The sequence below is a fragment of the Microbacterium sp. SORGH_AS_0505 genome (assembly GCF_030818715.1).
Lineage (GTDB): Bacteria > Actinomycetota > Actinomycetes > Actinomycetales > Microbacteriaceae > Microbacterium.
Map to the genome: position 1 here is coordinate 1354269 of NZ_JAUTAT010000001.1, position 24183 is coordinate 1378451.

Sequence of the window (24183 nt, forward strand, 5' to 3'; positions counted from 1 at the left end):
AGTGAATCGGATGCCACGACGGGGGAGGCGACTATGCTCGTGACGGTGACCTATGCGCCGACGGACGGTCAGGATGCGACCGCGCTCGGATTCCTCGTGCACAAACACCCCGCCAAAGTCCAGACGTTCTCGGCGCCGGTCGGCGACATCCACGTCTTCTATCCTGAGGCGACCCCTGAGGTCACTACCGTCGCGGTGATGCTCGAGGTGGATCCGATCGCACTCGTCCGCAACAAGCGGTTCCGAGGGGATGCCGGGGCTCTCGGTCACTACGTCAACGATCGCCCGTACGCCGCCTCGAGCATGCTCGCCGTCGCGATCGGGACCGTCTTCCGCACCGCGATGACCGGTCGCAGCGATTCGTACCCCGAGCTGGCGGCATCCGCTCTGCCTCTGCGGATCGAGGTTCCGGTCGTGTCGGCCCGGGGTGATGAGGATCTCGTGCGCCGGCTGTTCGAGCCGTGCGGATGGTCCGTCGAACAGACTCGCATCGCGCTCGATGACGAGCATCGGGAGTGGGGCGACTCGCGGTACAGCTCCGTCGTCCTGACGGGAGAGGTCCGGCTCGCCGAGGCGCTCCGCCAGCTCTATGTGCTGCTCCCCGTCCTCGACGACGCGAAGCACTACTGGGTCGGGGACGACGAGATCGGCAAGCTCGAACGCGCCGGAGAGGGATGGCTCGCAGTCCACCCCGAGCGCGACCTCATCACGCGGCGCTACCTCGTGCACCAGCGCGCGCTCCTGGACGAGCCCGCTCCGGCGGACTGCCCCACACCGCTGCGCGAGCACCGCGCCGAGGCCGTCCTCGCCGCGCTCGCGGACGTCGGCGCGCACCGCGTCGTCGACATGGGCTGCGGCCCCGGAGCCCTCCTCGCCCGCTTCGCCAAGGACCGGTCCTTCACGAAGATCGTCGGCGTCGACGTGTCGGCCCGCTCGCTCGACCAGGCGGCACGGATGCTGCGGCTAGCCGAGGCGTCCGACGCCGAACGCGAGCGCATCGACCTGCTCCACGGCTCGGTCGTCTACCGCGACGAGCGCCTGCGAGGGTTCGATGCGATGGTGCTCATGGAGGTCATCGAGCACGTCGATCCGTCGCGGCTCGGAGCGCTCGAAGACGCCGTCTTCGCCTCGGCCGCGCCCGGCGCTGTCGTCGTCACGACACCCAACGCCGACTACAACGTCCTCTATCCCGACCTGCCCGCGGGCTCGTTCCGTCACGACGACCACCGGTTCGAGTGGACGCGCACGGAGTTCCAGGAGTGGGCCGAGGGGGTCGCCGCTCGGCGCGGGTACGCGGTCTCGTTCCGTCCGGTCGGTGATCTGGATGCCGACCGGGGCGCCCCCACGCAGCTCGCCCTGTTCCGCAAGGAGGCCGCGGCATGACCGTCCTCGACATCCCCGCCCTCTCGCTCGTCGTCCTCGTCGGGGCATCCGGATCGGGCAAGTCGACCTTCGCGCGGGAGCACTTCGGCCCGTACGAGACGCTCTCGAGCGACGCCTTCCGCGGCCTCGTCGGCAACGACGAGTCGGACCAGTCCGTGACCGCCGCCGCCTTCGACGCGCTGCAGTACGTCGCCGGCAAGCGTCTCGACGCAGGCCTGCTCACCGTCGTCGACGCGACGAGCGTGCAGCCCGAGGCGAGGCGCAAGCTCGTCGAGCTCGCGAAGGCCCACGACGTGCTCCCCGTCGCGATCGTCTTCGACGTGCCCGAGGCGGTCTCGGTCGAACGCAACGCCGCGCGCACCGACCGTCACATCCCAGCGGGTGTCGTGAAGCGGCAGAACGACCAGCTGCGCCGCGGACTCCGCCACCTCGGGCGCGAGGGCTTCCGCAAGGTGCACGTGCTTCGCAGCCCCGAGGACGTCGCCGACGCCACGATCGAACGCACCCGCCTCCTCAACGACCGCACCGATGAACGCGGTCCATTCGATGTCATCGGCGACGTGCACGGATGCCGCAGCGAGCTCGAGACCCTGCTCCGCGAGCTCGGCTACGAGCTCGTGCGAGACGAGCAGGGCCGGGCGGTCGACGCGCGGCATCCCGAAGAGCGTCGCGTCGTGTTCGTCGGCGACCTCGTCGACCGCGGGCCCGACGTCGTCGGCGTGCTGCGCCTCGCGATGGGGATGGTCGCCTCGGGGAGCGCCCTCGCCGTCCCGGGGAACCACGAGGCCAAGCTCGTCCGCGCGCTCCGCGGCGCGAAGGTGACCATCTCGCATGGACTCGAGGAGACGCTCGCGCAGTTGGCGGGCGAGAGCGCGGAGTTCCGCGAGCAGGTCGAGGCGTTCTGCTACGACCTCGTGTCGCACCTGATCCTCGACGAGGGGCGGCTCGTCGTGGCGCACGCCGGGCTCAAGGAGCAGTACCACGGTCGCGCGTCCGGACGTGTGCGCGCCTTCGCCCTGTACGGCGAGACGACCGGCGAGACCGACGAGTACGGGCTGCCCGTGCGCCACCCGTGGGCGCAGGACTACCGCGGCAAGGCGGTCGTCCTCTACGGGCACACGCCGGTGCCGACGGTCGAGTGGGTGAACAACACCGCGTGCCTCGACACCGGGTGCGTCTTCGGCGGGGCGCTGTCGGCGATGCGCTACCCCGAGCGCGAGGTCGTCTCGGTGCCGGCCGAGCAGGTCTGGTACGAGCCGATCCGTCCGCTCGCTCCCGCCGCGCCCGTACGCGCCCCCGGTGTACTCGACCTCGCCGACGTGCAGGGCAAGCTCATCGTCCAGACGAGCCTGCACGGCCGTGTCGGCATCCAGGAGGAGCAGTCCGCCGGCGGTCTCGAGACGATCAGCCGGTGGGCGACCGACCCCCGTTGGCTCATCCATCTGCCGCCCACGATGTCGCCGCCGAACACGTCGGCTCGGGAGGGCTACCTCGAGCACCCCGACGAGGCCTTCGCGACGTACCGCGCGAACGGCGTCACCGACCTGATCGCCGAGGAGAAGCACATGGGCTCGCGCGCCCTCGTGCTCGTCGCGCGCGACCCGGCGCGGTTCTCGGCGCCCGAGGGATGGCGCGGCGCGATCCACACGCGAACGGGTCGTCCTTTCTTCTCGCCCGACGGCGAGGCCGACATGCTCGCGCGTCTCGGCACGGCGCTCGAGCGCGCGGGACTGTGGGACGAGCTCGGCTCGTCGTGGGTCCTCCTCGATGCCGAAATCCTGCCGTGGTCGCTCAAGGCCGGCGACCTCATCCGGGACCTCTACGCCTCGGTGGCCGCTGCGGCTGAGACGGCCACGGATGCCGCCGGTGCGGTGCTCGCCCGGGCCGCGGCATCCGGGATCGACGTCAGCGCCCTCGCCTCACGGAACCGGGCACGCGCCGAGGGTGCGCGCGGGTTCCGCGCGGCCTACCGCCGGTACGTCGGCGACGGGTCCGACGCCCGCATCGCGCCGTTCCAGGTGCTGGCCGCGGGAAAGACGACCTTCGAGACGCGGGACCACGGCTGGCACCTCGGGATCGCCGACCGCCTCGTCGAGGTTGCGCCCGACCTCGTGGCGCCGACGCGGCGACGACGGATCGACCTCGGGGACGAGGCATCCGTCACCGCGGCCGTCGACTGGTGGGAGGAGCTGACCGGCGCGGGCGCGGAGGGCATGGTCGTGAAGCCGTTCGCCAACCTCACGCGCACCGAGAAAGGGCTCGTGCAGCCGGGCATCAAGGTGCGCGGGCGCGAATACCTGCGGATCATCTACGGGCCGGACTACACCGACCCTGCGAACCTCTCGCGCCTGCGCGACCGCAACGTCGGACACAAGCGCTCGCTCGCGGCCCGCGAGTACGCCCTCGGGATCGAATCGCTGCACCGCTTCATCGCCGGCGAGCCGCTCTGGCGTGTGCACGAGGCGGTGTTCGGCGTGCTCGCCCTGGAGTCCGACCCGATCGACCCGCGTTTGTAACGACGTCGAGCCGACGCGAACTGCGCCCATTCCGGCCGGGGAGCCGCAGGTCGCGTCGGGTCGGAGCGCATAACGCCGCTGAGCCGTCGCAGATGGTCGCGTTGCGAGGGACGGGGCGACCATCTGCGACGCGTCGGCGCACGAACGAGCGGGATGCCGGCCGGCGGCATCCCATAACGGTTCGAGAATCTGCGCACCACCCCTTCCGGCCGACCGGCGCGACTTCGTAGCGTGGACTCCATGGCGCGTGACGACGATCGACCCGAGGATCTCTACACCGGACCCATCGACCTGGCGGCGCTCGCCGCGGCCGAGGACGGCGATCTCGAGATGCCCGAGATCAGCTACGACGAGCAGCGCTATCCCGCCCGTCCGCGCAGACTCCGCCCGCGCGACAACCTGCGCGGCAGCAGTGTGCGACGCATCCGCACCGACCCGCGCACCGCGAACGGCACGAACCCGTCGTACGTCGAGTGGCTGGTGCGGCAGTCGATGTTGAAGGATGCCGACGTCCTCGCCCGTCAGCTGTCCGGTCAGCCGACGATGTGGCGGAACGCCTATGCGCGCCCCGACGCGCGTCGCGCGATCGCGACCAGTGACGTGTGGTTCACCGCCTACCCGATCTCGCTCATCACGCGACCGGGGCAGTCCTTCCTCTCGGCGCTCGGCGACGAGGAGCTGTGGTCGGTGTTCGAGCGCATCGGCATCACTGCCGTCCACACCGGCCCCGTCAAGCGCGCGGGCGGCATCGAGGGGTGGGGCGAGACGCCCAGCGTCGACGGTCACTTCGACCGCATCAGTACGGCGATCGACGCGACCTTCGGCACGGAGGACGAGTTCCGTGCCCTGTGCGACGTCGCCGACACGCACGGCGGCAGCATCATCGACGACATCGTGCCCGGCCACACCGGCAAGGGCGCGGACTTCCGCCTCGCCGAGATGGGCTTCAAGGACTACCCCGGGATCTACCACATGGTCGCGATCCCGCCCGAGGACTGGCACCTGCTGCCCGACGTCCCCGAGGGCTACGACAGCGTCAACCTCGACCCCGCGACCGAGCACACGCTCGCCGAGCACGGCTACATCATCGGCGCCCTGCAGCGCGTGATCTTCTACACGCCGGGCGTGAAGGAGACGAACTGGAGCGCGACGGCGCCCTCGATCGGCCCCGACGGCGTGACCCGACGCTGGGTGTACCTGCACTACTTCAAGCAGGGCCAGCCCTCGATCAACTGGCTCGACCCGACCTTCGCGGGCATGCGACTGGTCATCGGTGACGCGCTGCACTCCCTGGGCGAGCTCGGCACGAGCGCGCTGCGCCTCGACGCCAACGGCTTCCTCGGCGTCGAGAAGAGCGCCGAGGGGCTGCCGGCGTGGTCCGAGGGTCATCCACTCTCGCACGCCGCGAACCACATCATCGCGGGCATGGTCCGCAAGGTCGGCGGGTTCACCTTCCAGGAGCTGAACCTCACGATGGAGGACATCCGCGACACCGGCGCCGTCGGCGCCGACCTGTCGTACGACTTCATCGGACGCCCGGGCTACCACCACGCCCTCGCCACCGGTCAGACCGAGTTCCTGCGCCTGGCGCTCACGTCCTCGCTCGCGCTCGGGGTCGCGCCGGTGCAGCTCGTGCACGGCCTGCAGAACCACGACGAGCTCACCTACGAGCTCGTGCACTGGGCGACGCGGCACGCCGAGGAGGAGTACGGCTTCCGCGGCGACGTCATCACGGGCGCCGACCTCGCCGAGGTCGTCCGCGCGGAGCTGACCGAGAAGCTGGTGGATGCCGGTGACTACAACCGCGTCTTCACGCAGAACGGCATCGCCTGCACGACGACGTCGCTCATCGCGGCGACCCGCGGCATCCCGACCCTCGACGACATCACCGAGGCGGAGGTGCCCGCCATCCGCGACGCGCACCTGCTGCTCTCGGCTTACAACGCCTGGCAGCCGGGGGTGTTCGCCCTGTCGGGCTGGGACCTCGTCGGCATGCTGACGCTCCCCGGCGACGAGGTGGCCGACCTGATCCGGGTCGGCGACACCCGCTGGATCGAACGCGGGGCGCACGACCTGCTCGACGTCGACCCCGCCGCGACCCGCTCGATCTCGGGCATGCCGCGCGGGCGCGCCCTGTACGGGCCGCTCCCCGCCCAGCTCGAGGACCCCGAGTCGTTCGCCTCGAAGCTGTCGGCGATCCTCGACCTGCGTCGCGAGTACGGCATCGCGACGGCGTCGGCCGTCGACATCCCCGAGGTCGCGCACGCGGGCATGCTCGTGCTCGTCCACCGTCTCGACGAGGGGATGCCGGAGGCCGACGCCCCTCTCCAGGTGACCGTCCTCAACTTCTCGCCCGAGCCGATCGAGGGCACCGTCCGGTCGGAGCATCTCACTGCGCAGAGCGACGTCTTCGACGCGGCGCAGGGGGAGGTCGTCGGCCGGGTCGACGACCTGCAGAGCTTCTCGGTGTCGCTGCCCGCCTATGGCGCGCGGTTCCTCGTCCTGCAGCCGCAGGTCGAAGAGGACTGACGCGGCGCTGCGCAAGCCCCCGTGCGATGTCGGGGATCCTGCGTAGCGTCATGTCATGACTGATCAGAGCAGCTCCCCCGAGAACGACCCTGCCGACGAGCCCGAGATGCTCGGTGGCCCCAGCGGTGACACCGCGGTGAAGGACCCCGACGAGTGGGTCACCGGCGACGAGCCGATGACGGGCGCGCAGCGCAGCTACCTCGACACCCTCGCGCGCGAGGCCGGAGAGGAGATCCCCGCGAACCTGACGAAGGCCGAGGCCTCCGAGCACATCGATCGCCTGCAGCAGGCGACCGGCCGCGGCGCCTCGAACTGACCCGACTGACGCCGCGTTCGCCCGATCAGGCGAGCGCGGCGTCGATCCCGGCGAGCGGTACGGGCAGCCAGTCCGGACGGTTCCGCGCCTCGTAGATCGACTCGTAGACGGCCTTGTCGAGCACGAGCGCTCGCAGCAGAGCAGTGTCGAGCTCTATCGCGCCCGGGGCCGCGTCGTACGCCGACAGGAATGCCTCACGGCACGCTGCCGCCCACGCCGCGGCATCCGGTCCTCCGCCGACGGCGCCCGCGTAGTCGAACGACCGCAGCATGCCGGCCACGTCACGCGGCGGCAGGTCCGGGATCGCACGCTCGGCCATCGGCCGGAGCGGTTCGCCCTCGAAGTCGACGATGCGCCAGCCGCCGTTCGGCACGGCGAGCACCTGTCCCAAGTGCAGGTCGCCGTGGATCCGTTGCAACCGCGGCCACGGGCGCTCGAGAGCGTCGGCGTAGACGGCGTCGATGGCCGAGAGCCGGTCGGCGACGGCGGGAACCTCGGCCGAGGCGATCGCCAGCCGGCGACGCCACGCGCGCCCGACGGCCTCGAGCTGCTCGGGCGAGGCGTCCACCGACTCGAGCGCGTCGCCGAGTGCGCCGTGCACGCCGGCGACTGCGACCCCCAGGTCGCGCGCCGCGTCTGTGAAGTCGCGTCCCTCGCGAGCGGCGTCGAGCGCGATCGCCCAGCCGTCGCGGACACCGGGCAGGAACTCCTGCGCGAACCCGAGGGTGCCCTGGGCGGTGCCGGTCTCGCGGCCGACGTCGGGCCACTCGGCATCCGCGCTGCCATAGAAGGTCGGCACGTAGGGCGACCCCGCGTCGCTGAGGACGCGCTGGACGGTCACGTCCGGATTCTCGCCGTGGTGCAGGGTACGGAAGAGCTTGAGGATGATCGTGGGCGACCCGTCGACCTCGTACACGATCGAGGTGTTCGACTGCTCGCCGGTCAGCACCCGCGAGCCGGTGACGCGGCTCGTGTCGACGCCCATCCGGGCGAGGAGACCGACCGTGAATCCGGGATGCCGCGTCGCGTCGATCAGGCGGTGCCCGTCATCGGTCGTGGTGACGACCTCCTCGTCCGGCGCGTCGTCGGCCTCGGCGAGGGGCACGTTGTAGAGCGTGGGAAGCGCTCCGGCGTCGTCCATGAGGAGATAGCTCGTGGCGCCACCGGGTGCCGGCTGCGCATCGAGGATGCGGAATCGCGGATCGTGACTCTTGCCCGCGTACCAGCGCTGTCGCGCCACCCAGGCGCTGAGGTCGTCGTCGAATCGCACACGATCACTGTGGCGTGGCGAAGCGGGATCGCGGAAGGGGTGGACGGCGATTCGTTCGCAGGTTAGGGATCCGCCTGCCATGATCGGCGCATGGGGGAGACGATGCTCGCGGAGCGGCTCGGGACGGCGCCGGAGAAGAAGCGATGGGCACCGCGTCGTCGTGTCCTGCTGATCGCCGCGCTCGCGGTCGGGGCGATCGCCGTGGTGGTCGCCGGGTGGCAGATCGCCGCATGGACGGCGCTCGGCGCGGTGCGGATCGTCTACGACGCGCGGCCGGTCGCATGCGAAGGCGCCGAGGTGGGCCTCCAGCCGTCGGGCGCGTCGGGCGAGGTCACGGGTGACAACGGCTTCGCGTGGGACGAGACGTTCTACTCGTCGGTTCTGTGGGTCGAGCCCGGGATGACCTGCGCGATCCGGTTCTTCGTCGTCAACGACGGCTGGAGCGAGGTCGATGCCCAGGCCGTCGCCCTCCCGGGGATGCAGGAGGAGCACGTCTCCCTCGTCCGTCCGACGATGGTGAATCCGAACGGTCAGACGAGGCTCACCGACACCGACGACGCGGCGGTCTTCGCGATCGAGGGCATGCCCGTCCCCGCCGGGGAACAGCGGGCCTTTACGGTCATCCTCGAAGCGAACGCCGAGGATGCCGATGGGTACACCGGCTGCTCCGGGTTCATGCCGACGCCGCCTCAGGTGACCGTCTCCGGTCTGGGCGTGCAGCGGGCCGTATCGTCGCCCGAGGACTCCGGGATCTGGTTCTACGCGGGCCCCCGCGACGAGTGCGACTGAGCCCGGGTACCACACAGCATCCGTGGGCGCACGCCCCTGGGCAGAGGCCGTCCGCCGCTGAGAGCGTCGAGGTATGTCGACCATCGATGAGCCCTCGACCGCCGTCCCCTCGACCCGCGCGGAGCGTAGCGCGGACCCGACGCTCGGCGTCGTCTCGCGCCCTGCCTGGCGCGACGACTCGGCGTCGCTTCTGATCCGCGGCTACCGGTTCGGTGAGCGAATCTGGAGCCGCGCTCCGCGGGGGGCGCGTTCCGCACCTTTGCGCCTGCTGTTCTCCGACGCGATGCTCGTCCGCGGTGCCGAGGGTGTGGCGGCGTTCTACGACGACGAGCGTGTGGCACGGCACGGCGCGATGCCGCCGTTCATCCAGGAGACCCTCTTCGGACACGACTCGGTGCACAGCCTCGACGGCGACGAGCATCGGCACCGCAAGGCCACCTTCGTCTCGGCGCTGTACGAGGACGAGCAGGTCGCAAGGCTGCGTCCGCACCTCGAAGGGGAGTGGCGGCACGAGGTCGACGCGTGGATCGCCGGCGGCGAACAGTCGGCGTACGACGCGGCGGTCGGTGCTCTGGGTCGCGCGATCATGCGCTGGGCGGGGCTGCCGGGGACCGGCGACGCCAAGACGAGATGGGCTCGCCGGCAGGCGCAGATCGTCGACGGCTTCGGAGTGCCGTACTCGCCCGAATACGTGCTGGCGTTCGCGAACCGACGCTGGTCCGACCGTCACGCTGAGCGGCTGGTCCGGGCGGTGCGCGCGGGTCGTCTCGACGCGCAGCCCGGGACGGCGCTGAACGCCTGGGCGTGGCACCGTGATCGCGACGGGCAGTTGCTTCCCGCGCGCCTCGCCGGCATCGAGCTGCAGAACAGCTTCCGGCCGATGATCGCCGTCGCGCGGTTCACGGCCTTTGCGGCGAAGCGGCTGCAGGAGCACCCTGAATGGCGCGAGCGGATCGCGGCGGAGGTCGCCGAGCGCGGATCACTCGAAGGCGGCACCCTTGCGACAGCCTTCGCGCAGGAGGTCCGCCGCACCTCACCGTTCGTCCCGATGCTCCCCGCCTTCGCGACGCAGGACATCGAGGTCGACGGGCGCACGGTCCGCGCCGGCGGGCGGATCGTCCTCGACATCCTCGGCACCGACACGGACGAGCGCTCCTGGGATCGCGCGGACGAGTTCGATCCCGAGCGCTTCGTCGACGTCGACGACTACGAGGCGATCGCCGCCTTCGTCCCGCACGGCGGCGCCGACGTCGCGACGGGGCACCGCTGCCCGGGCGAGAAGCTCGCGATCGCCGGGCTCGCGGCATCCATCAGCGCGATGAGCGACCCGCGGCTCGCGATCCTTCCGGCGGGCCTCGACGTGAACGAGCGCCGGATGCCGACCAAGCCCCGCTCCGGCGGTCGCGTCCGCGCGAGCGGGTCGCCGGCGGGCAGCGCGCGCTGCCCCTTCCACCGCGCCTGAGGTCGGTATCCCGCGACGCGACCGGGCGCGGATGCCACAGCCCGGCGCGCGGCGCAAGGGGGTCCGCACGGGAAGACGGCGCCCGCAGCTCATCACGGCGGGGGTCGTGTACGTACTGGTAGGCCTCGCGAGCGCGACCGCCCTGCCGCCGGAGGACCTCGTCGACTCCAGCGGTCCCCTTCTCGACGTGGTGGCGGCTGCGGGAGTCGGCGTGCCGGCCTGGCTCTTCAGCCTGATCGCGCTCGTCGCGGTCGCCAACGGAGCGATCCTCACGATGATCATGGCGAGTCGTCTGACGTACGGGATGTCTGAGCAGGGGCTTCTCCCCGGTGTCCTCGGACGGGTGCTCCCGAAGCGCCGCACGCCGTGGGTGGCGATCCTCACGACCACGCTCATCGCCATGCTGCTCACACTCGTCGGCGATCTCGGTCTGCTCGCGGAGACGGTCGTGCTCCTGCTGCTGTTCGTCTTCCTGAGCGCGAACGTGTCGGTTCTCGTCCTGCGCCGCGACCGGGTCGAGCACGATCACTTCCGCGTCTGGACGGTCATCCCGATCCTCGGGATCGCGTCCTGCATCCTGCTGCTCACGCAGCAGTCCGGCATCGTCTGGCTGTTCGGCGCGGGTCTGCTCGTGGTCGGCGTCGCACTGTTCTTCGCGACCCGGTGGCTGCGATCGCGGGCGGGGGAACAGGTTCAGGGCGTCATCCGGCGCGGCTGACGCCCCGAACCCGGGTCATCGACCGGTGGGCGGGAGCTTCGCGACGCCGTGGCGGGCGGGCTCGTCCGGTTCCGCGGCGGTCGCGGGAGATGCCGCCGACTCGCCGTGCGGGGAATCGGTGCCGGGGTACGACGGCTCCTCGATCTCGATCGCGCGGTCGCGGTCCTCCTTCTTGGGCAGGTGGTCCAGGGGCTGTCGGATGTCATCGGATTCGCTCATGTCCCCACGCTCCGACTCCGGCGGTGCCCGCGGCAGGGGCTTGCGAGCACCGGGTGAGTGTGGTGGCCGGGTTCGCGTAGCGTGAAGCGGTGACCGTCGGCATCCATCTGTCCCCGCTCGCCGAGATCCCGGCGACGACCCTCTACCGGATCCTGTGGCTGCGGGTCGGCGTGTTCGTCGTCGAGCAGGAGGCCGCCTATCCGGAGCTCGACGGTCGCGACATCGAGCCCGGCGCGCTCCTCGCGTGGGCGGAGGAGGACGGCGAGGTCCTCGGAACGCTCCGCGTGCTGGATGAGGGCACGCGGTGGCGGATCGGACGCGTCGTCACGAGTGCCGCCGCCCGCGGCCGAGGTGTCGGCGCCGACCTCATGCGCCTCGCGATCGATCACGCGATCGCCCAGGACGCCTCGCGCCCGTTCGTCCTCGACGCGCAGGAGCACCTCGCGGACTGGTACGGCCGCTTCGGGTTCGTCGTCAGCGGTGCGTCCTACGTCGAGGACCGCATTCCGCACGTACCGATGACCCGTTCCGCAGACGCCGCAGTGTAGGAGACGGATGCCGGGGGCGCGACCCCCATCTGCGTGACGCGAACGGCCCGCACTATCGACCAATGCTCGAACTGCACTACTCCGATGGCTACGTCGTGACGACGGACGCGATCGCGGATGCGGTGATGCGGTACGCGAAGAGCCTCGCGGAGCAGAAAGCCTCGGACCTCATCACCGTCCCCATCTCGACCACCGAGGGCGCGGCGACCTCGTCGATGCTCATCGGCCCCGCGAGCCAGCTCTACACGACGCCGCACACGGGCTTCGCGGTCCGCCTGGACGACGAGGCGGCAGTCATGGACCTCCTCAGTCGCAACGACCGGCTCGTCCATCCGCCGGCGTCGATGGGCGAGTACCCCTACGAGGAGGACGACCCCTGGTTCGAGGAGTCGTTCTGACGCGCGCACGGCGGCGGTCGATCGGCTGATGCGCGGGGCAGGGGTCCGGGCGTAGCCTCGCGCTGTGCGCCCCCTCCGCTACTCCATCAACGTCACCCTCGACGGGTGCGTCGACCACCTCGCCGGCATCCCCGATCCGCAGACGCATGCCCACGCCGCAGAGCAGATCGCCCGCGCCGACGCCCTCCTGTTCGGCCGCACCGTCTACCGGATGATGGAGGATGCCTGGCGTCCACCGGCATCCGATGGGCGGCCGGAGTGGATGCAACCGTTCGCGCACACCATCGACGCCGCGAAGAAGTACGTCGTCTCGTCGACGCTGGGCTCGGTGGACTGGAACGCCGAGCTGGTCACCGGGGACCTGCGCACGGAGGTCGAGTCGCTCAAGGCGACGTCGGGAGACGGGCTGTACACGGCGGGCGTCACCCTCGCGACGACGCTTGCGGGCTGGGGGCTCATCGACGAGTACACGTTCGTGGTCCACCCTCGCCTCGCCGGGCACGGTCCGCGGCTGTTCGAGGGGCTGCAGGAGCCGCTGGATCTGGAGCTCGTGGATCGCGTCTCGTTCGCCTCCGGCGTGACCGCCGAGACCTACGTGCCGAGGCGCTGAGCGGGCTCGACCCCCGCCTTCACAGGGGCAGGCGCTCCGCGTCGGCGTACGGACTGAACCTGCGGACGTAGGCCCGCTGCACCACGCGGTCGACAGCCGTGAGGTTCTTCGCACGCCCCGCAGGTCGATCGATCGGCATCCCCAGGTCGGCCAGGGTCCTCCGGGCGTCGGGCGTCCACCGCACGGTCTCGGCGATCCTCAGCGCGCGATCGGCGAGCACGTACCGGTCGGTGCTCTTCGCGAGGAGCCACGCATGCCACACCTGCAGCGGCCGACTGTCCGAGACGGTTCCCGCCGCGACATCCCCGGCGAGCCACATCTCGATCACCGAATCGATCGTCCTGAGCCTCGCGAGCAGGGGGATCAGAAGCGCTTCGGTATCGAGTACGAGGGGATCACGGGCAGCCTCGTCCGTGTCGAGATACCGGCGGCGGGATGCACCGGGCAGGTCGCTCAGCCCGAAGGTGGCGGGGTGAGGGGCGTCATAGTCGGGCTCGCCGTCCCGAAGGATCAGGGAACCCACGGCCAGCTCGTGCTCGTGGGCGTCCCACTTTGCCGTGCCGAGGTGGACCCACCACCGGAGCTCGGACGTGTCCAGGATCCACTCGTCGCCGCGGCGCTCGAAGCCGGCCGGCCGAAGCACGCGCGTCATCTCGCGGGTGCGGTGCCCTCGGGACCACGTCTTCACCCCCGTGTCTGCCATGAGCGAAGGATACGACCTGTCGGGTCGCACCGCGCACGGGGGCTACGAACGGATGCCGTCGGCACGCCGCCAGCCGGCGGCATCCCTCACCACAGCGCCGCCGCGCTCGAAGGCCTCGAGCCACCCGGTCATCGGCCACTCGTCCCAGCGTCGATGGAAGTGCGCGCCGTTGCGGAGGATGTCGTCGACGTGCTGCCACGGGGGTGATGACGTCGGGTGGTACTGGTGGTAGGCGTGCGCTCCGCCCGTCCAGACGAGCGGGATTCCGTGCGACCGCATCCGGAACGCGAAGTCGGTGTCCTCGCCGCCATACCCCTCGTAGGCCTCGTCGAATCCGCCGATGCGCCGCCAGGTCTCGGGCGTGAGGGCGAACGAGAGCGACCAGAACAGTGCGTACTCCGCGTCGGCGGCGACACGATCCTCGTCGTCGGCGGGCATCGGGCGAGCCGCGTGCGGTGCGGTGTGAGCGACCAGGTCGGCGGGGTCGGATGCCGTGACCCCCTCGGCGAGGTAGGTGACCGGTCCGCACAGCACGGCACCCGGGTGGCGCCCTGCCGTCTCGCCGTAACGGCGTAGCAGGTCGGGCCCCGGGATGCAGTCCGCGTCGAGGAAGACGAGCAGGTCGGCGCCCTCGGCGGCGGCGGCGCCCGCGTTGCGCCCGGCGGCCAGTCGCAGTCCCTCGGGGCCAGGAGGCACCCTCAGGACCGTCTCGGCGTCCAGCTCCGGCGGGTCGTCGTCGCCGATCCAGACGACGATGCGGCGGACGTCCGGCACGCCCGCCAGGGCCCGTAACTGCGCGCGCAGGTGCTCGACACGCGGCAGTGAGCACATGCTGACGACGGCGATGCTCATCGGTCGCCCCGCACGGTGTCGACGATGGCCGAGGCCGCACGCTCCGGCGCGCCCGTCACCTCCCAGCGCTCCCATTCCGGCTTCGCGGTCGACGCGCGGTCGACGAGCTCCGGCCACCCCGCCGCGTCGGGCCATTCGTCCGAGACCTGGGCGAGGCCGGCGCGGCGAAGGGCGCGTCCTGTCTCGCGCTGCTCGTCGAACGGACGATCCTGCGGGACGACGATCGCGGGAGCGTGTGCGGCGGCGAGGTCGGCGACGGCGTTCTGGCCGGCGTACGAGACGACGATCGCCGCGGAGGTCAGCGCCTCCCAGGGGTCGTCGGCCCAGGTGCTGCCCCCGAGGACTCGCCACGGCCGACCCGTCGCCTTCTCGGCATCCCGGATCGCCGCCGGCCCCACGGCGGACCCGCCCGCGCCGGCCAGCAGGACGACCTCATCGGTGCGCCCGCTCCGCGGAGTGCGGCCCGAGAAGCGGCTGATCCCGCCCGTGTGCACGACCTTGTCGCCGAGCGCCTCGAGGTGCGGAGGCGACAGGATGCCGCGCGCCCACGGTGCCAGGACGGTGTCGGCTGCCGCGAAGCCGAGCAGGTGAGGGCGGTCGACACGGTTGCCCGGCTGCGTCACCACGACGGTGCGCAGCCCCAGCAGGCGGGCGAGGAGCGTCACCTCGACGGACGTGTCGACGACCATGCCGTCCCACCGCCGCGCGGTTGCCGCAGCGGCGATGACCGAGAGTCGAGAGCGGTGACCGACGTGTCCGATGGGTGCCCAGTGCAGCAGCCCGTCCACGGTCGGGTCGACGGGATCGCCGCCGTCGTCGTCGCGCTCGAGGACGGTCCAGGTCCACCCCGAGGGCAGACCGGGCGGAGCAGGGAGGCTGCTGAGGCAGTCGACCGCGGCGTCCAGGTACGGGGCGATCGCGAGCAGGCGGGTGAGGTGCCCGCGGCCGTGGTGGTGGACGTACCACCCGAGTCGGGGCGCGCCGTCGCTCACGCGGCGCTCTCCGTCGCGAGCAGTCGCGCGAAGCTCGCCTCGAGGGCGTCGATGCGCAGGTCGAGCGAGAAGCGGCGCTCGGCGGTCTCGCGGACGACCGCGCGGTACGCGGCGTCCCTCCCGCTCGGCAGCATCGCCGCCGCGCGCTCCGTCATCGCGTCGATGTCGCCCGCAGCGACCAGCTGCATGCCCATCGTCGCCGCAGCGATCTCGGGGACGCCGCCGACGGCGAAGCCGACGGCGGGCGTTCCGCACATGAGCGCCTCGGGGCCGACGAGCCCGAACGGCTCGGCCCACGCCGGCGTCGCCAGGGCGAGGCCGCTGCGTCCCACGAGGTCCGCGAGCGGCGCCGGAGCGAGCTCCCCCGCGTACTCGACACCGTCGCCGAGGCGCGGGAACACGACCTCGCGGGCGTACTCCTCGTCGCCAATACGACCCGCGATCACGAGGCGCCGCCCGAGACGCCGCGCCACCTCCACCGCGACGTGCGGAGCTTTCTCGGGAACGATCCGCCCGAACCAGACGAGGTCGTCGCCGCCGGGACCCAGGGGCCACGCCCGCGGGTCGACGCCGTTGGGGAGAAGCGTCGAGGGGACACCGGCGGCATCCCACTGCGTCTTCGTGTGCGTGCTCACCGACAGGAACTGCGAACCGCCGCCGTCGGCCGCGGCGTGCGCGGCGACCGCGAGTGCGTCGACCGGCGTGTGCAGGGTCGTCACCATGGGTACGCCGAGCTGCGACGCCCGCTGCAGCGGCAGGGCGTCGAGGCAGTGGTTCGAGATCACGTCGTACCGCTCGGGGTGCGCTGCGATCCGGTCGAGGGCGCGACCGAGCGCCGGCGCGCTCTCGCGGTGGTAGCTCTCGGGCCAGGTCTTGTCGGTGGGCCGCGCGCCCTCGGGCCACACGACGGGCGGCAGGCGGAACACGCTCGCGTCCGAGAGGAAGTCCGACCCCTCCGGTGCGATGAACGTGACCTCGTGGCCGCGACGCCGGAGGGCGTCGACCTCGGCCCAGACGGCGGATTCGAGACCCCCGGCGTGCGGGCGGCGGATGGGGAAGCGCAGCGGTGCGATGACGACGATGCGGAGCGGGCGGGCGCTCACGCGGTGCGGCTTTCGAGCAACGAGAGATACAGCTCCGCATGACGCTGGGCGATCGCGGCATCCATCACGGAGCGCACACCACGGCGCTGATCGACCAGCGCATCCCGCGCGGGACTCGCCGGGCGCGACGCGGGAGCGGTCCACAGCGCGGCCAGTGCGCCGGCGAGCCCCGTCGCGTCGCCCGGCGAGAACGACGCGACCGTGCCGTCGTCGTGCTGCTCGGCGAAGAACCCCACCTTCGGGGCGGCGACGGGGACGCCGAGGTCCCAGCACAGTTCGAGCCATCCCGAGTGCGTGCCGTGCCGGTAGGGCAGGACGCAGGCGTCCAGTCGCGCCAACGCCGCGAAGAGCCCGGCATCGTCGAGCCGCTCGTGCTCGACGAGATCGAGGGCGTCGGATGCCGCGCACAGCGCACGCACCTCGGCTGCGGCATCCGCATCCCGGGCCTGCTGGTGCAGTCGGACCTCGCCGCGGACGTCGTGCCCTGCGTCGCGGAGCGCGGTGAGCGCCGCGTCGAGCGTCCGCACGGTGCCCGGTCCGTCGACGCTGGGCCGGAGGTCCTTCAGGTGGACGCCGACGACGCGCCCCGCACCCACGGCCGGTTCGATGGTCGCGTCGCGGGGGAGGACCGACGGGTGCGGAATGACGGTGGCGTGCCGACCCCACCGTTCGCGCACCGCGCGGGCCGCGCCGACCGTCAGCGTCGTGACGGCGTCGGCGCCCGCCATGATCTCGTCGAGCTGCGCGAGGTAGGCGGAGCTGTCGCCCAGTTGCGGGTGCTCGAGGTCGTGGAGCGTGAACGCGACGGGCCATCCGGCGGCGTGGGCCGCGTCGAGGCATGCGGTCAGGTGCCCTGGCGGGAACGACTCCGTGCCGAAGTGGATGTGGAGAAGAGATGCCTCGTCGGCGTAGGCGCGGATCCAGGCGGGATCAAGCGCTGCCGGCGGCCACCAGACCGCGGGGTCCGAGCCGGGCGCGATCGGGTCGTCGAGCACCGCCACGCGAGGATCCGCGGTGGCCTGCTGCACGTACGGATGACCCGCAGGAACGGAGACGATCGTCACCGCGGCGGTGGATCCCGCTCCCGTCGGCGGGTCGATGCGCATCGTCGTATCCACGTGGCTCCTTCCGGCGCCATCGCGCCGAGCAGAGGGAAACGCGCCGACCAGTGTGGAATGGGTGCGCCTGAACGCCCCGACCGTACGCAACGAAGCGGTAGCCGAGAGGGGGGCTTGACCTCACCCCCACGGGCGGATAACCATGCCGAGTGATCTCTGCGCCGCCCGTCCTGCTCGTCCTCGGTCCGGAGGGGCACGGGGTCACCCGGTACGGCGACGACGTCGCCGCGGCGGTGACGGCTGCGCACCCCGACGCGAGGGTCGTCCGAGTCGCCGATGTGGCGTCCGGGGATCTCGCCCTCGACGATGTCGAGGCGGGGACCCGCGTCCATCTCCACGCCACGGATCGCCTGTTCGGCTCCCGGCCGGAGGATGCCGCCGACGTCGTCGAGCGGTGGGCCGGACGCTGCCGCCTCACGATGACGCTCCACGACGTGCCGCAGCCCTCCGACGGCACCATGTTCGACCGACGCCGTGCTGCCTATGCGCGCATGATCGCCGCGGCGGATCGGGTCGTCGTCAACAGTCGTCACGAGCAGCACCTGATGGACGAGTACCTCCCCGGCTCCGCCCAGGCGCACGCGATCGCCCTGGGGGCGCGCACCGGCATCCCTCCCGTCGGAGCCGTCACCGGAGGCAGCGACCTCCGCGTGCTCATCGCCGGTTTCATCTACCCCGGCAAGGGGCACCGTCCCGCGGTGATCGCCGCGGCCCGCGCAGCCGAGGTGCTGCGGGAGCGCGGCGACGGACCGGAGGTCGTCGCCGTTCGCGCCATCGGCGCACCCTCACGCGGGCACGAGGCCGACGTCGAGCAGTTGCGGGAAGAGGCTGCGGCACTAGGGGTCGCCGTCGAGGTGACCGGATTCCTGGGCGACGACGCCTTCGCCCGCGAACTCGCCGCCCCCGGCATCCCGCTCGCAGCCCACGAACACGTGTCGGCCTCGCGCTCGATGCTCGACTGGGTCGAAGCCGGGCGGCGCCCGCTCGTCGTCGACTCCCGGTACGCGGCGGAGATGGACGAGCTGCGGCCGGGGACGCTCGCGCGATACAGCGCCGACGACCTCGCCGATCGACTCGTCGACGCGTGGCGCGATCCGGCATCCACTCGGCTGGCAGCGGGCGTTTCCCTGGCGCCGACACTCGACGACGTGGCCGCCGCGTACGTCCGCTGGTGGGCGGCGTGATGACGGGGGGCATCGCACTGCCGGGCAATCGCTGGGATCTCCTCGACGGGCGCACGCCCGATGTCGCCCCGTCGGTCTCCGTCGTCGTGGCCCACTACGAGCAGCCCGAACAGCTCGGGAGGTGCCTCGCGGGCCTCGCCGGGCAGGATCACCCCGCGGACCGCCTCGAAGTGATCGTCGCCGACGACGGGTCGGCCGTCGCACCGGACGTTCCCGAGGGGGTTCGTCTCGTTCGCCACGCTGACGAAGGGTTCCGGCTCGCGGCCGTGCGGAACCTCGGTGCGGCTCACGCGACCGGCGACGTGCTCGTCTTCCTCGATGCCGACACCGTTCCCGAGCCCGGTTTCGTCCGCGAGCTGACGCGGATGCCGGGGCTCGCCCCCGACGTCGTCACGGTCGGGCGGCGGCGCCACGCCGACCTCACCGGGGTGGCGCCGGTCGCAGACGTCCGTTCCGTCGTGACGGGGCGCCAACTGCCCGAGCCCGCGTGGCTCGCCGAGGCCTACGACCGATCCCGCAACCTCCTGGATGCCGACGATCGGAGCTATCGGCACACGATCGGTGCGGTCCTCGCCTGCAGCCGCGTCGTCTTCGACGCGACCGGGGGCTTCGACGAGTCGTTCCGCTCCTATGGCGGCGAGGACTGGGAGTGGACGTACCGGGCGTGGCTGAGCGGGGCCCTTCTCGCTCACGTTCCCGAGGCGGTCGCCTGGCACGACGGACCGGATGCCGGGGCCCGAGACGACCACGATCGTGCGACCCGGAACGCGGAGGCGATCCTGCTCGCGGGCCTCATCCCGGTCCCCAGGACCCGCCCGCGAGGGCTGCCCTCGTCGCACGTCGACATCGCGGTGACCGCACCACCTGGGGCGTCCGAGGGTGCCACGTTCGTGAGCGTCGACTCCGTCGTCGCGGCCGTCCCCGGATCGGAGTGGGTGGATGCCGCCGCCCTCGTCGACGCCCGGGGGCGCCTCGACCGCGTGCGGCTGCACATCGAGATCGTCCGGCAGGTGCGCGTGGATCGCCGGCTCGACGACCTCCTCGCGCGCATCGCGCGCGACGGGATCGGCACCGTCAGCATCCTCGACGAGGACGACGATGTGCTCCTGCGCATCCGCTCGTCGCGCGCGTCCGCGCGAGAGGGGCGGTGGGGTCGGGAAGACCTGTTCCCGCACGTGTCGGAACGCGTCGAGGGGGTCCGGCTCCTGGCCGGCGAGCCCGATGTCGCCGCGTACCTCGGCGGGTGGGGCTGATACCGCGGGCGACCCCATATCGGCCGCGGGACGCGCCTTCCCCATCCGTGTGACGAATCGTGTTGTGCGCAGCGCCCGGGTCTGGTTTCATATCGACGGGGACACCGGTCGTGCCCGCCTGGGGAGGCGTGCACACCGGCGACGAATGGGATCGTCGCCGGCGCCGGTCTAACGCACGCACCTCTTGCTCGGGGTGTTCGCGACTGGGGAAGAGCAATGGGGACAGTGGAGACAGCCGTCGCACGAGCGGCGAGCCGCGAGCGTATCGGTGCGCCGATCGTTCTCGTGCCCATCTGCGCGCCGATCGTTCTCGTGCCCATCCGATCCGCGCCGGGCTCCGAACAGCACCTATCGGCGCCTGGCGATGCGACCCGCGCGCCGACGGATGACTTTGCGGCGGGGGCCCGAACCCCCGCGATGACAAGGCTCGGAGACGGCACCGGCGACGGCGCTGTCCGGGCTGCGGCGTGAGCCGCGAGGGGACGCTCTTGGGGAGCGTGCACGACTTGGGGAAATGTGGGGGGACACACGTGAGCAGGAAATTGAACATCGCCGTCATCGGTGCGGGGTACTGGGGGCCTCAATTGGCGCGCAATCTGCGCGCCAATCGGGAGTGGAACCTCGCTGCCATCTGCGACGTCGACATCGATCGTGCGCGTCGGGTGGCTGATGCGGTGGGAGGGGCCCCGGTCACGTCAGAGGTCGGGTCGGTGCTCGCGGATCCGCTCGTCGATGCGATAGCCATCGCCACCCCCTGCCGCCACGCACCACGGGATCGCCATGGCGGCTCTCGACGCGGGCAAGCACGTCATGGTCGAGAAGCCCCTGGCCGACACGCAGAAACGCGGCGCCGAGATGGTGCGCCGGGCATCCGAACGCAGCCTCGTGCTGATGACCGACCACACCCAGTGCTACACACCGGCCGTGATGAAGATGCGCGAGCTGATCGCCGGCGGTGCGCTCGGCGACATCCTCTTCATCGACAGTGTGCGCATCAACTTCGGCCTCACACAGCCCGACGTCGACGTGTTCTGGGATCTCGCGCCTCACGAGCTGTCGATCATGGACTTCATCCTGCCCGGCGGCCTGCAGGCGACCTCGGTGGCAGCGCACGGATCCGATCCGACGAACACCGGCAAATCGTGCATCGGCCATCTTTCGATGCCCCTCGACGGGGGAGCGATGGCGCACGTGCACGTCAACTGGCTGAGTCCCACCCGCACCCGTCGGATGGTGATCGGCGGGACGCGCCACACGCTCGTCTGGGACGACCTCGATCCGGAACAGCGTCTCAGCGTCTACGACCCGGGGGTCGACGTCTCGTCGATCTCGCGTGCGACCGCGCGCGACCGTCGTGCCGCCGACACATTCCGCATCGGAGGCATCCGCGCACAGGCTGTCGAGGAGCGGGAAGCCCTCGGTGCCGTGGTCTCGGAATTCGCCTCGGCGATCCGTGAGAAGCGCGCGCCGCGCACGAGCGGGGCGGCGGGCTTGCGCGTTCTGTCGATCCTGGATGCCGCGGCCCGGAGCCTGGCTGCGTACGGTGTGCCGCAGCCCCTGCGGCTTGCGCGCCGCTCGGCCGGGGTCGCGGCATGACCACGAGCCGCGCGACCGGTATCCCGGTCGCCGGTCGAGCTGCAGGCACGGGCCTCGTGCGGGATGACGATCGTGGCTGAGTCGATCATCGAGGTCATGGTTCCCTGCCTCGGTCCGGAGGAGGCTGAGGCGGTCGCTCGCGTCGTCGCCGGAGGATGGATCGCAGAGGGGCTGACGGTCGCCCGCTTCGAGGAGGAGTTCGCCCGTGTCATGAGGGCGCCCTATGCCGTGGCCGTCGCCAGCGGGAGTGCTGCGCTGCAGCTGGCGCTGATCGTGGCGGGCGTGCGACCCGGCGACGACGTCGTCGTTCCGTCCTTGGCCTTCATCGCCACGGCGAACGCCGTGCGGCACGTCGGTGCGACGCCCGTCTTCGCCGATGTCGATCCGCACACCGGCACCGTCACGGGGGCGACCATCGAGAGCGTTCTCACTCCGGTCACGACGGCGGTCGTCGTCGTCGATCATGCGGGAATCCCCGTCGATCTGGAGGACATCCGCGATGTGACGGATCCGCTCGGGATCATCGTGATCGAGGACGCCGCGTGCGCCGCGGGATCGACCTATCGCGCGCGGCCGGTGGGAGCCACGGCCGAGGTCACGGCCTGGTCGTTCAGCGACCGTTCCCTCCTCACCACCGGGGAGGGTGGCATGCTCTCGACGAGCCACGCGCGGTGGGCCACGCGAGCGAGGCGTCTGCGCGGGCACGCGAAGGACGCTGCCGCGCAGGATGGCGGCGATGTCCTGCCCCCGCCGGCCGAGGAGTACGTGGAAGTGGGCTGGGACTGCCGGATGACCGATCTGCAGGCCGCGGTGGGTCTCGTGCAGCTCATGAGGCTTCCCGCGATCCTTCGTCGGCGACGCGAGATCGCCGATCGTTATCGCCGGGAGCTGCAGGGCGTCCCCGGCCTCCGTCTCGTCGCCGATCCTGCGTGGGGTACCGGCAACGACCTCGACCTCTGGGTCGAGGTCGAGCGGGTCTATCCGCTCGAGCGCGACCAGCTGCTCGCGGCGCTCCACGACGCAGGGGTGTTCGCGCGCCGCGGCACGCCGGCCGCGCACCGGCAGGCGCCGTACCGTTCGCTCACTCCGCCGGAGGGCTTGCCCGGGACCGACCGATTGACGGACGGCACGCTCGTCCTCCCGGTCCACCATGCGCTCACGGATGCGGAGCAGGGTCGCGTCATCGCGCTCCTGACCGGGACCCGGCGTGCGGTTGCGACGGCGGCGGAGATCGTTCGCTGAGCACCTGCGTTCTCCGCTGACGAGCGGATGGCCCTGTCGCGCGACTGTGCGCGTAGGGATCCGCTCAGGCGGGCGCCGGATAGGTCCTCAACGACCCATCAGGCGGGCACGGACGGACGGGGGGAGGTCCGGCCGTGCCCGCGTGCGGGTGACGGATCATGCATCGTGATGAGCCGAGGACCGGCGGTCGGCCAGAGAGGCCTGCGGTTCCTCGATGAGGCCCCGCGTCGCTGATCGCTTCGGCTCGAGCATGAGCCGCCACATCTTGTCGAGTCCGGCTCGTCCGACCCACCGGGGGACGCGCACGACTCGACCTGTCAGAAAATCCATCACCGTGTCGGCAGCCAGCAGCACGCGTGCGCCCGTGGCTTCGCCGAACGTCTCGATCCACGGCTCCTGCGAGGCACGATCGACGCAGACGATCACGAGGTCGGTGTCGGTGTGCCGGAGCTGCTCCGCAATCTCCGCGGACGCGCCCGGAGACGAGACCTGTTCAGGCGTCGGCGTCCAGTGGCCGATAAGTGCGACACCGGGCCAGCCGGCCATCACACGCCGGTGGAGTGTCTCGCGCATGTCGGGGGTTCCACCCACCACCGCCACGCGCCAGCGCTGGGCGCTCGCGCGGTCCAGGACGCCGCCGATCAGATCGCTGCCGTGCCACCGCGGCCGATCCGCTCCCGCTGCTCGCCGCGCGCGCGACGTCATCGGCCCGTCGTCGACGAGGGTCAGGTGCCGGATGCCTCCCGCAGGAGATGCGGTCGGATAATGGTCGAGCGTCGCCGGGACCACGGCGAGCGGCAAGAGATGACGATCATGGATCGTGGCGGCGATGTGGTCGCACGCGCCCGATGCATCGGTGAGGTGGGCATCAGTCCGTATCGGTGAAGTCACCGTGCGAATGGCCATCAGACCCCCCGCCGCGTTCGCAGCACCGATAGGCCTGCGGCGCAGAGCTGTCCTGCGCCGAGTGCGCGACGAAGTCGGCGCGCACTCGTGTTCCGTTCTGTCCCCATGAACGTTCCATCCCCCCGATTAACGACCGGCCCCTGACCTGTGCCCCAGTGCGGAACCGATCCGCCGTCCCCTTTTACTGACGCCGGTCCCCGTCGGCGTCTGCGCGGTGAGCCGACCCTCTCGGTCACCGCACTCTCTCCCCCTGGTCGCTCAGCGACCGCCGCGCGGCGCCCCCGACGTCGCGCGGTATGTGGGCTCTTCGTACGTGTTCGTTGCGCGAACGAAGACGTACGAAGAGCCCAGGCAGACATGGTTACGGCCCCCAAGCTCGCGCCACTTCCTCTGCTCCGCCGTGTGCCGTTTCGACTCCCCAAAGCCTCGACGGCGGCGATATCCGAACGCTACAGCCGAGTCGGGCGTCCACCAAT

At 71.5% G+C, this 24183-nt stretch carries 20 protein-coding genes and 2 pseudogenes; 14 read left to right on the forward strand and 8 right to left on the reverse strand.

The features are described from left to right. Window positions 1-33: 33 nt before the first annotated feature. The 4 genes from QE428_RS06710 to QE428_RS06725 all read left to right on the forward strand — a co-directional run bounded on the left by QE428_RS06710 (window position 34) and on the right by QE428_RS06725 (window position 6744). Window positions 34-1383, forward strand: a complete 1350-nt coding sequence (locus tag QE428_RS06710) for a 3' terminal RNA ribose 2'-O-methyltransferase Hen1 (RefSeq protein WP_307467275.1) — start codon at window positions 34-36, stop codon at window positions 1381-1383. After that, the gene (locus QE428_RS06715; RefSeq protein WP_307467277.1) at window positions 1380-3899 is read left to right on the forward strand and encodes a polynucleotide kinase-phosphatase; all 2520 of its coding nucleotides are present in this window, start codon (window positions 1380-1382) and stop codon (window positions 3897-3899) included. Before QE428_RS06710 ends, QE428_RS06715 begins: the two co-directional genes overlap by 4 nt. A gap of 240 nt (window positions 3900-4139) precedes the next feature. Continuing rightward, window positions 4140-6428, forward strand: coding sequence for a maltose alpha-D-glucosyltransferase (gene treS / locus QE428_RS06720; RefSeq protein WP_307467280.1), 2289 nt, complete (start codon window positions 4140-4142; stop codon window positions 6426-6428). 55 nt (window positions 6429-6483) lie between these two features. Further along, window positions 6484-6744 (forward strand): DUF3072 domain-containing protein, encoded by a 261-nt coding sequence (locus tag QE428_RS06725; protein ID WP_091359005.1) that lies wholly within the window; start codon window positions 6484-6486, stop codon window positions 6742-6744. A 25-nt stretch (window positions 6745-6769) separates the two neighbouring features. Here QE428_RS06725 and QE428_RS06730 read toward each other — a convergent pair whose 3' ends face one another. Then, window positions 6770-8014: a phosphotransferase gene (locus QE428_RS06730; protein WP_307467283.1), complete on the reverse strand. Its 1245-nt coding sequence runs from the start codon at window positions 8012-8014 to the stop codon at window positions 6770-6772. A 90-nt stretch (window positions 8015-8104) separates the two neighbouring features. On the opposite strand from QE428_RS06730, the gene QE428_RS06735 reads away from it, so the two are divergent. The 3 genes and pseudogenes from QE428_RS06735 to QE428_RS06745 form a co-directional block, all read left to right on the forward strand. Further along, a complete protein-coding gene (locus QE428_RS06735) occupies window positions 8105-8803 on the forward strand; it encodes a hypothetical protein (protein ID WP_307467286.1) in 699 nt (232 codons plus the stop codon). A gap of 73 nt (window positions 8804-8876) precedes the next feature. Beyond that, on the forward strand, window positions 8877-10265 hold the full coding sequence (locus QE428_RS06740; RefSeq protein WP_307467289.1) for a cytochrome P450: 1389 nt from the start codon (window positions 8877-8879) through the stop codon (window positions 10263-10265). Window positions 10266-10353: 88 nt separating this feature from the next. Further along, window positions 10354-10983: pseudogene (locus QE428_RS06745) on the forward strand (APC family permease); the annotation flags it as partial. A gap of 15 nt (window positions 10984-10998) precedes the next feature. Here the strand turns inward: QE428_RS06745 and QE428_RS06750 are convergent. Then, window positions 10999-11202 carry a hypothetical protein gene (locus QE428_RS06750; protein WP_091359906.1) on the reverse strand — a complete coding sequence of 68 codons (204 nt, stop codon included), beginning with the start codon at window positions 11200-11202 and terminating at the stop codon, window positions 10999-11001. An 89-nt stretch (window positions 11203-11291) separates the two neighbouring features. Here QE428_RS06750 and QE428_RS06755 point away from each other — a divergent pair, with 89 nt between their 5' ends. The 3 genes from QE428_RS06755 to QE428_RS06765 all read left to right on the forward strand — a co-directional run bounded on the left by QE428_RS06755 (window position 11292) and on the right by QE428_RS06765 (window position 12758). Beyond that, a complete protein-coding gene (locus QE428_RS06755) occupies window positions 11292-11750 on the forward strand; it encodes a GNAT family N-acetyltransferase (protein ID WP_133398742.1) in 459 nt (152 codons plus the stop codon). A 62-nt stretch (window positions 11751-11812) separates the two neighbouring features. Beyond that, the gene (locus tag QE428_RS06760) at window positions 11813-12148 is read left to right on the forward strand and encodes a hypothetical protein (RefSeq protein WP_307467298.1); all 336 of its coding nucleotides are present in this window, start codon (window positions 11813-11815) and stop codon (window positions 12146-12148) included. A 64-nt stretch (window positions 12149-12212) separates the two neighbouring features. After that, window positions 12213-12758: a dihydrofolate reductase family protein gene (locus QE428_RS06765; protein ID WP_133398739.1), complete on the forward strand. Its 546-nt coding sequence runs from the start codon at window positions 12213-12215 to the stop codon at window positions 12756-12758. Window positions 12759-12777: 19 nt separating this feature from the next. Here the strand turns inward: QE428_RS06765 and QE428_RS06770 are convergent, their stop codons facing one another. From QE428_RS06770 to QE428_RS06790, 5 genes are read right to left on the reverse strand one after another with little or no spacing between them, the layout of a single operon-like run. Then, complete coding sequence (locus QE428_RS06770; RefSeq protein ID WP_133398738.1) at window positions 12778-13461, reverse strand: hypothetical protein; 684 nt, start codon at window positions 13459-13461, stop codon at window positions 12778-12780. A 42-nt stretch (window positions 13462-13503) separates the two neighbouring features. Continuing rightward, window positions 13504-14313, reverse strand: coding sequence for a galactosyltransferase-related protein (locus QE428_RS06775; protein ID WP_307467304.1), 810 nt, complete (start codon window positions 14311-14313; stop codon window positions 13504-13506). Continuing rightward, window positions 14310-15305, reverse strand: coding sequence for a glycosyltransferase (locus QE428_RS06780; RefSeq protein ID WP_307467307.1), 996 nt, complete (start codon window positions 15303-15305; stop codon window positions 14310-14312). The genes QE428_RS06775 and QE428_RS06780 overlap by 4 nt, the downstream gene beginning before the upstream one ends. After that, window positions 15302-16408, reverse strand: a complete 1107-nt coding sequence (locus tag QE428_RS06785; RefSeq protein ID WP_307467310.1) for a glycosyltransferase — start codon at window positions 16406-16408, stop codon at window positions 15302-15304. The genes QE428_RS06780 and QE428_RS06785 overlap by 4 nt, the downstream gene beginning before the upstream one ends. Next, window positions 16405-17526 carry a hypothetical protein gene (locus tag QE428_RS06790; RefSeq protein ID WP_307467316.1) on the reverse strand — a complete coding sequence of 374 codons (1122 nt, stop codon included), beginning with the start codon at window positions 17524-17526 and terminating at the stop codon, window positions 16405-16407. Before QE428_RS06790 ends, QE428_RS06785 begins: the two co-directional genes overlap by 4 nt. 149 nt (window positions 17527-17675) lie before the next feature. On the opposite strand from QE428_RS06790, the gene QE428_RS06795 reads away from it, so the two are divergent. The 4 genes and pseudogenes from QE428_RS06795 (at window position 17676) to QE428_RS06810 (ending at window position 22801) form a co-directional block, all read left to right on the forward strand. After that, window positions 17676-18710 carry a hypothetical protein gene (locus tag QE428_RS06795; protein WP_307467319.1) on the forward strand — a complete coding sequence of 345 codons (1035 nt, stop codon included), beginning with the start codon at window positions 17676-17678 and terminating at the stop codon, window positions 18708-18710. Continuing rightward, window positions 18710-19963, forward strand: a complete 1254-nt coding sequence (locus QE428_RS06800; protein ID WP_307467321.1) for a glycosyltransferase — start codon at window positions 18710-18712, stop codon at window positions 19961-19963. The genes QE428_RS06795 and QE428_RS06800 overlap by 1 nt, the downstream gene beginning before the upstream one ends. 530 nt (window positions 19964-20493) lie before the next feature. Then, a pseudogene (locus QE428_RS06805) lies at window positions 20494-21559 on the forward strand (Gfo/Idh/MocA family protein). A 63-nt stretch (window positions 21560-21622) separates the two neighbouring features. After that, complete coding sequence (locus QE428_RS06810) at window positions 21623-22801, forward strand: DegT/DnrJ/EryC1/StrS aminotransferase family protein (protein ID WP_133398732.1); 1179 nt, start codon at window positions 21623-21625, stop codon at window positions 22799-22801. Between the two features lie 156 nt (window positions 22802-22957). On the opposite strand, the gene QE428_RS06815 is transcribed toward QE428_RS06810, so the two are convergent. Further along, window positions 22958-23602 (reverse strand): WecB/TagA/CpsF family glycosyltransferase, encoded by a 645-nt coding sequence (locus QE428_RS06815; RefSeq protein ID WP_231916522.1) that lies wholly within the window; start codon window positions 23600-23602, stop codon window positions 22958-22960. Window positions 23603-24183: the final 581 nt, after the last annotated feature.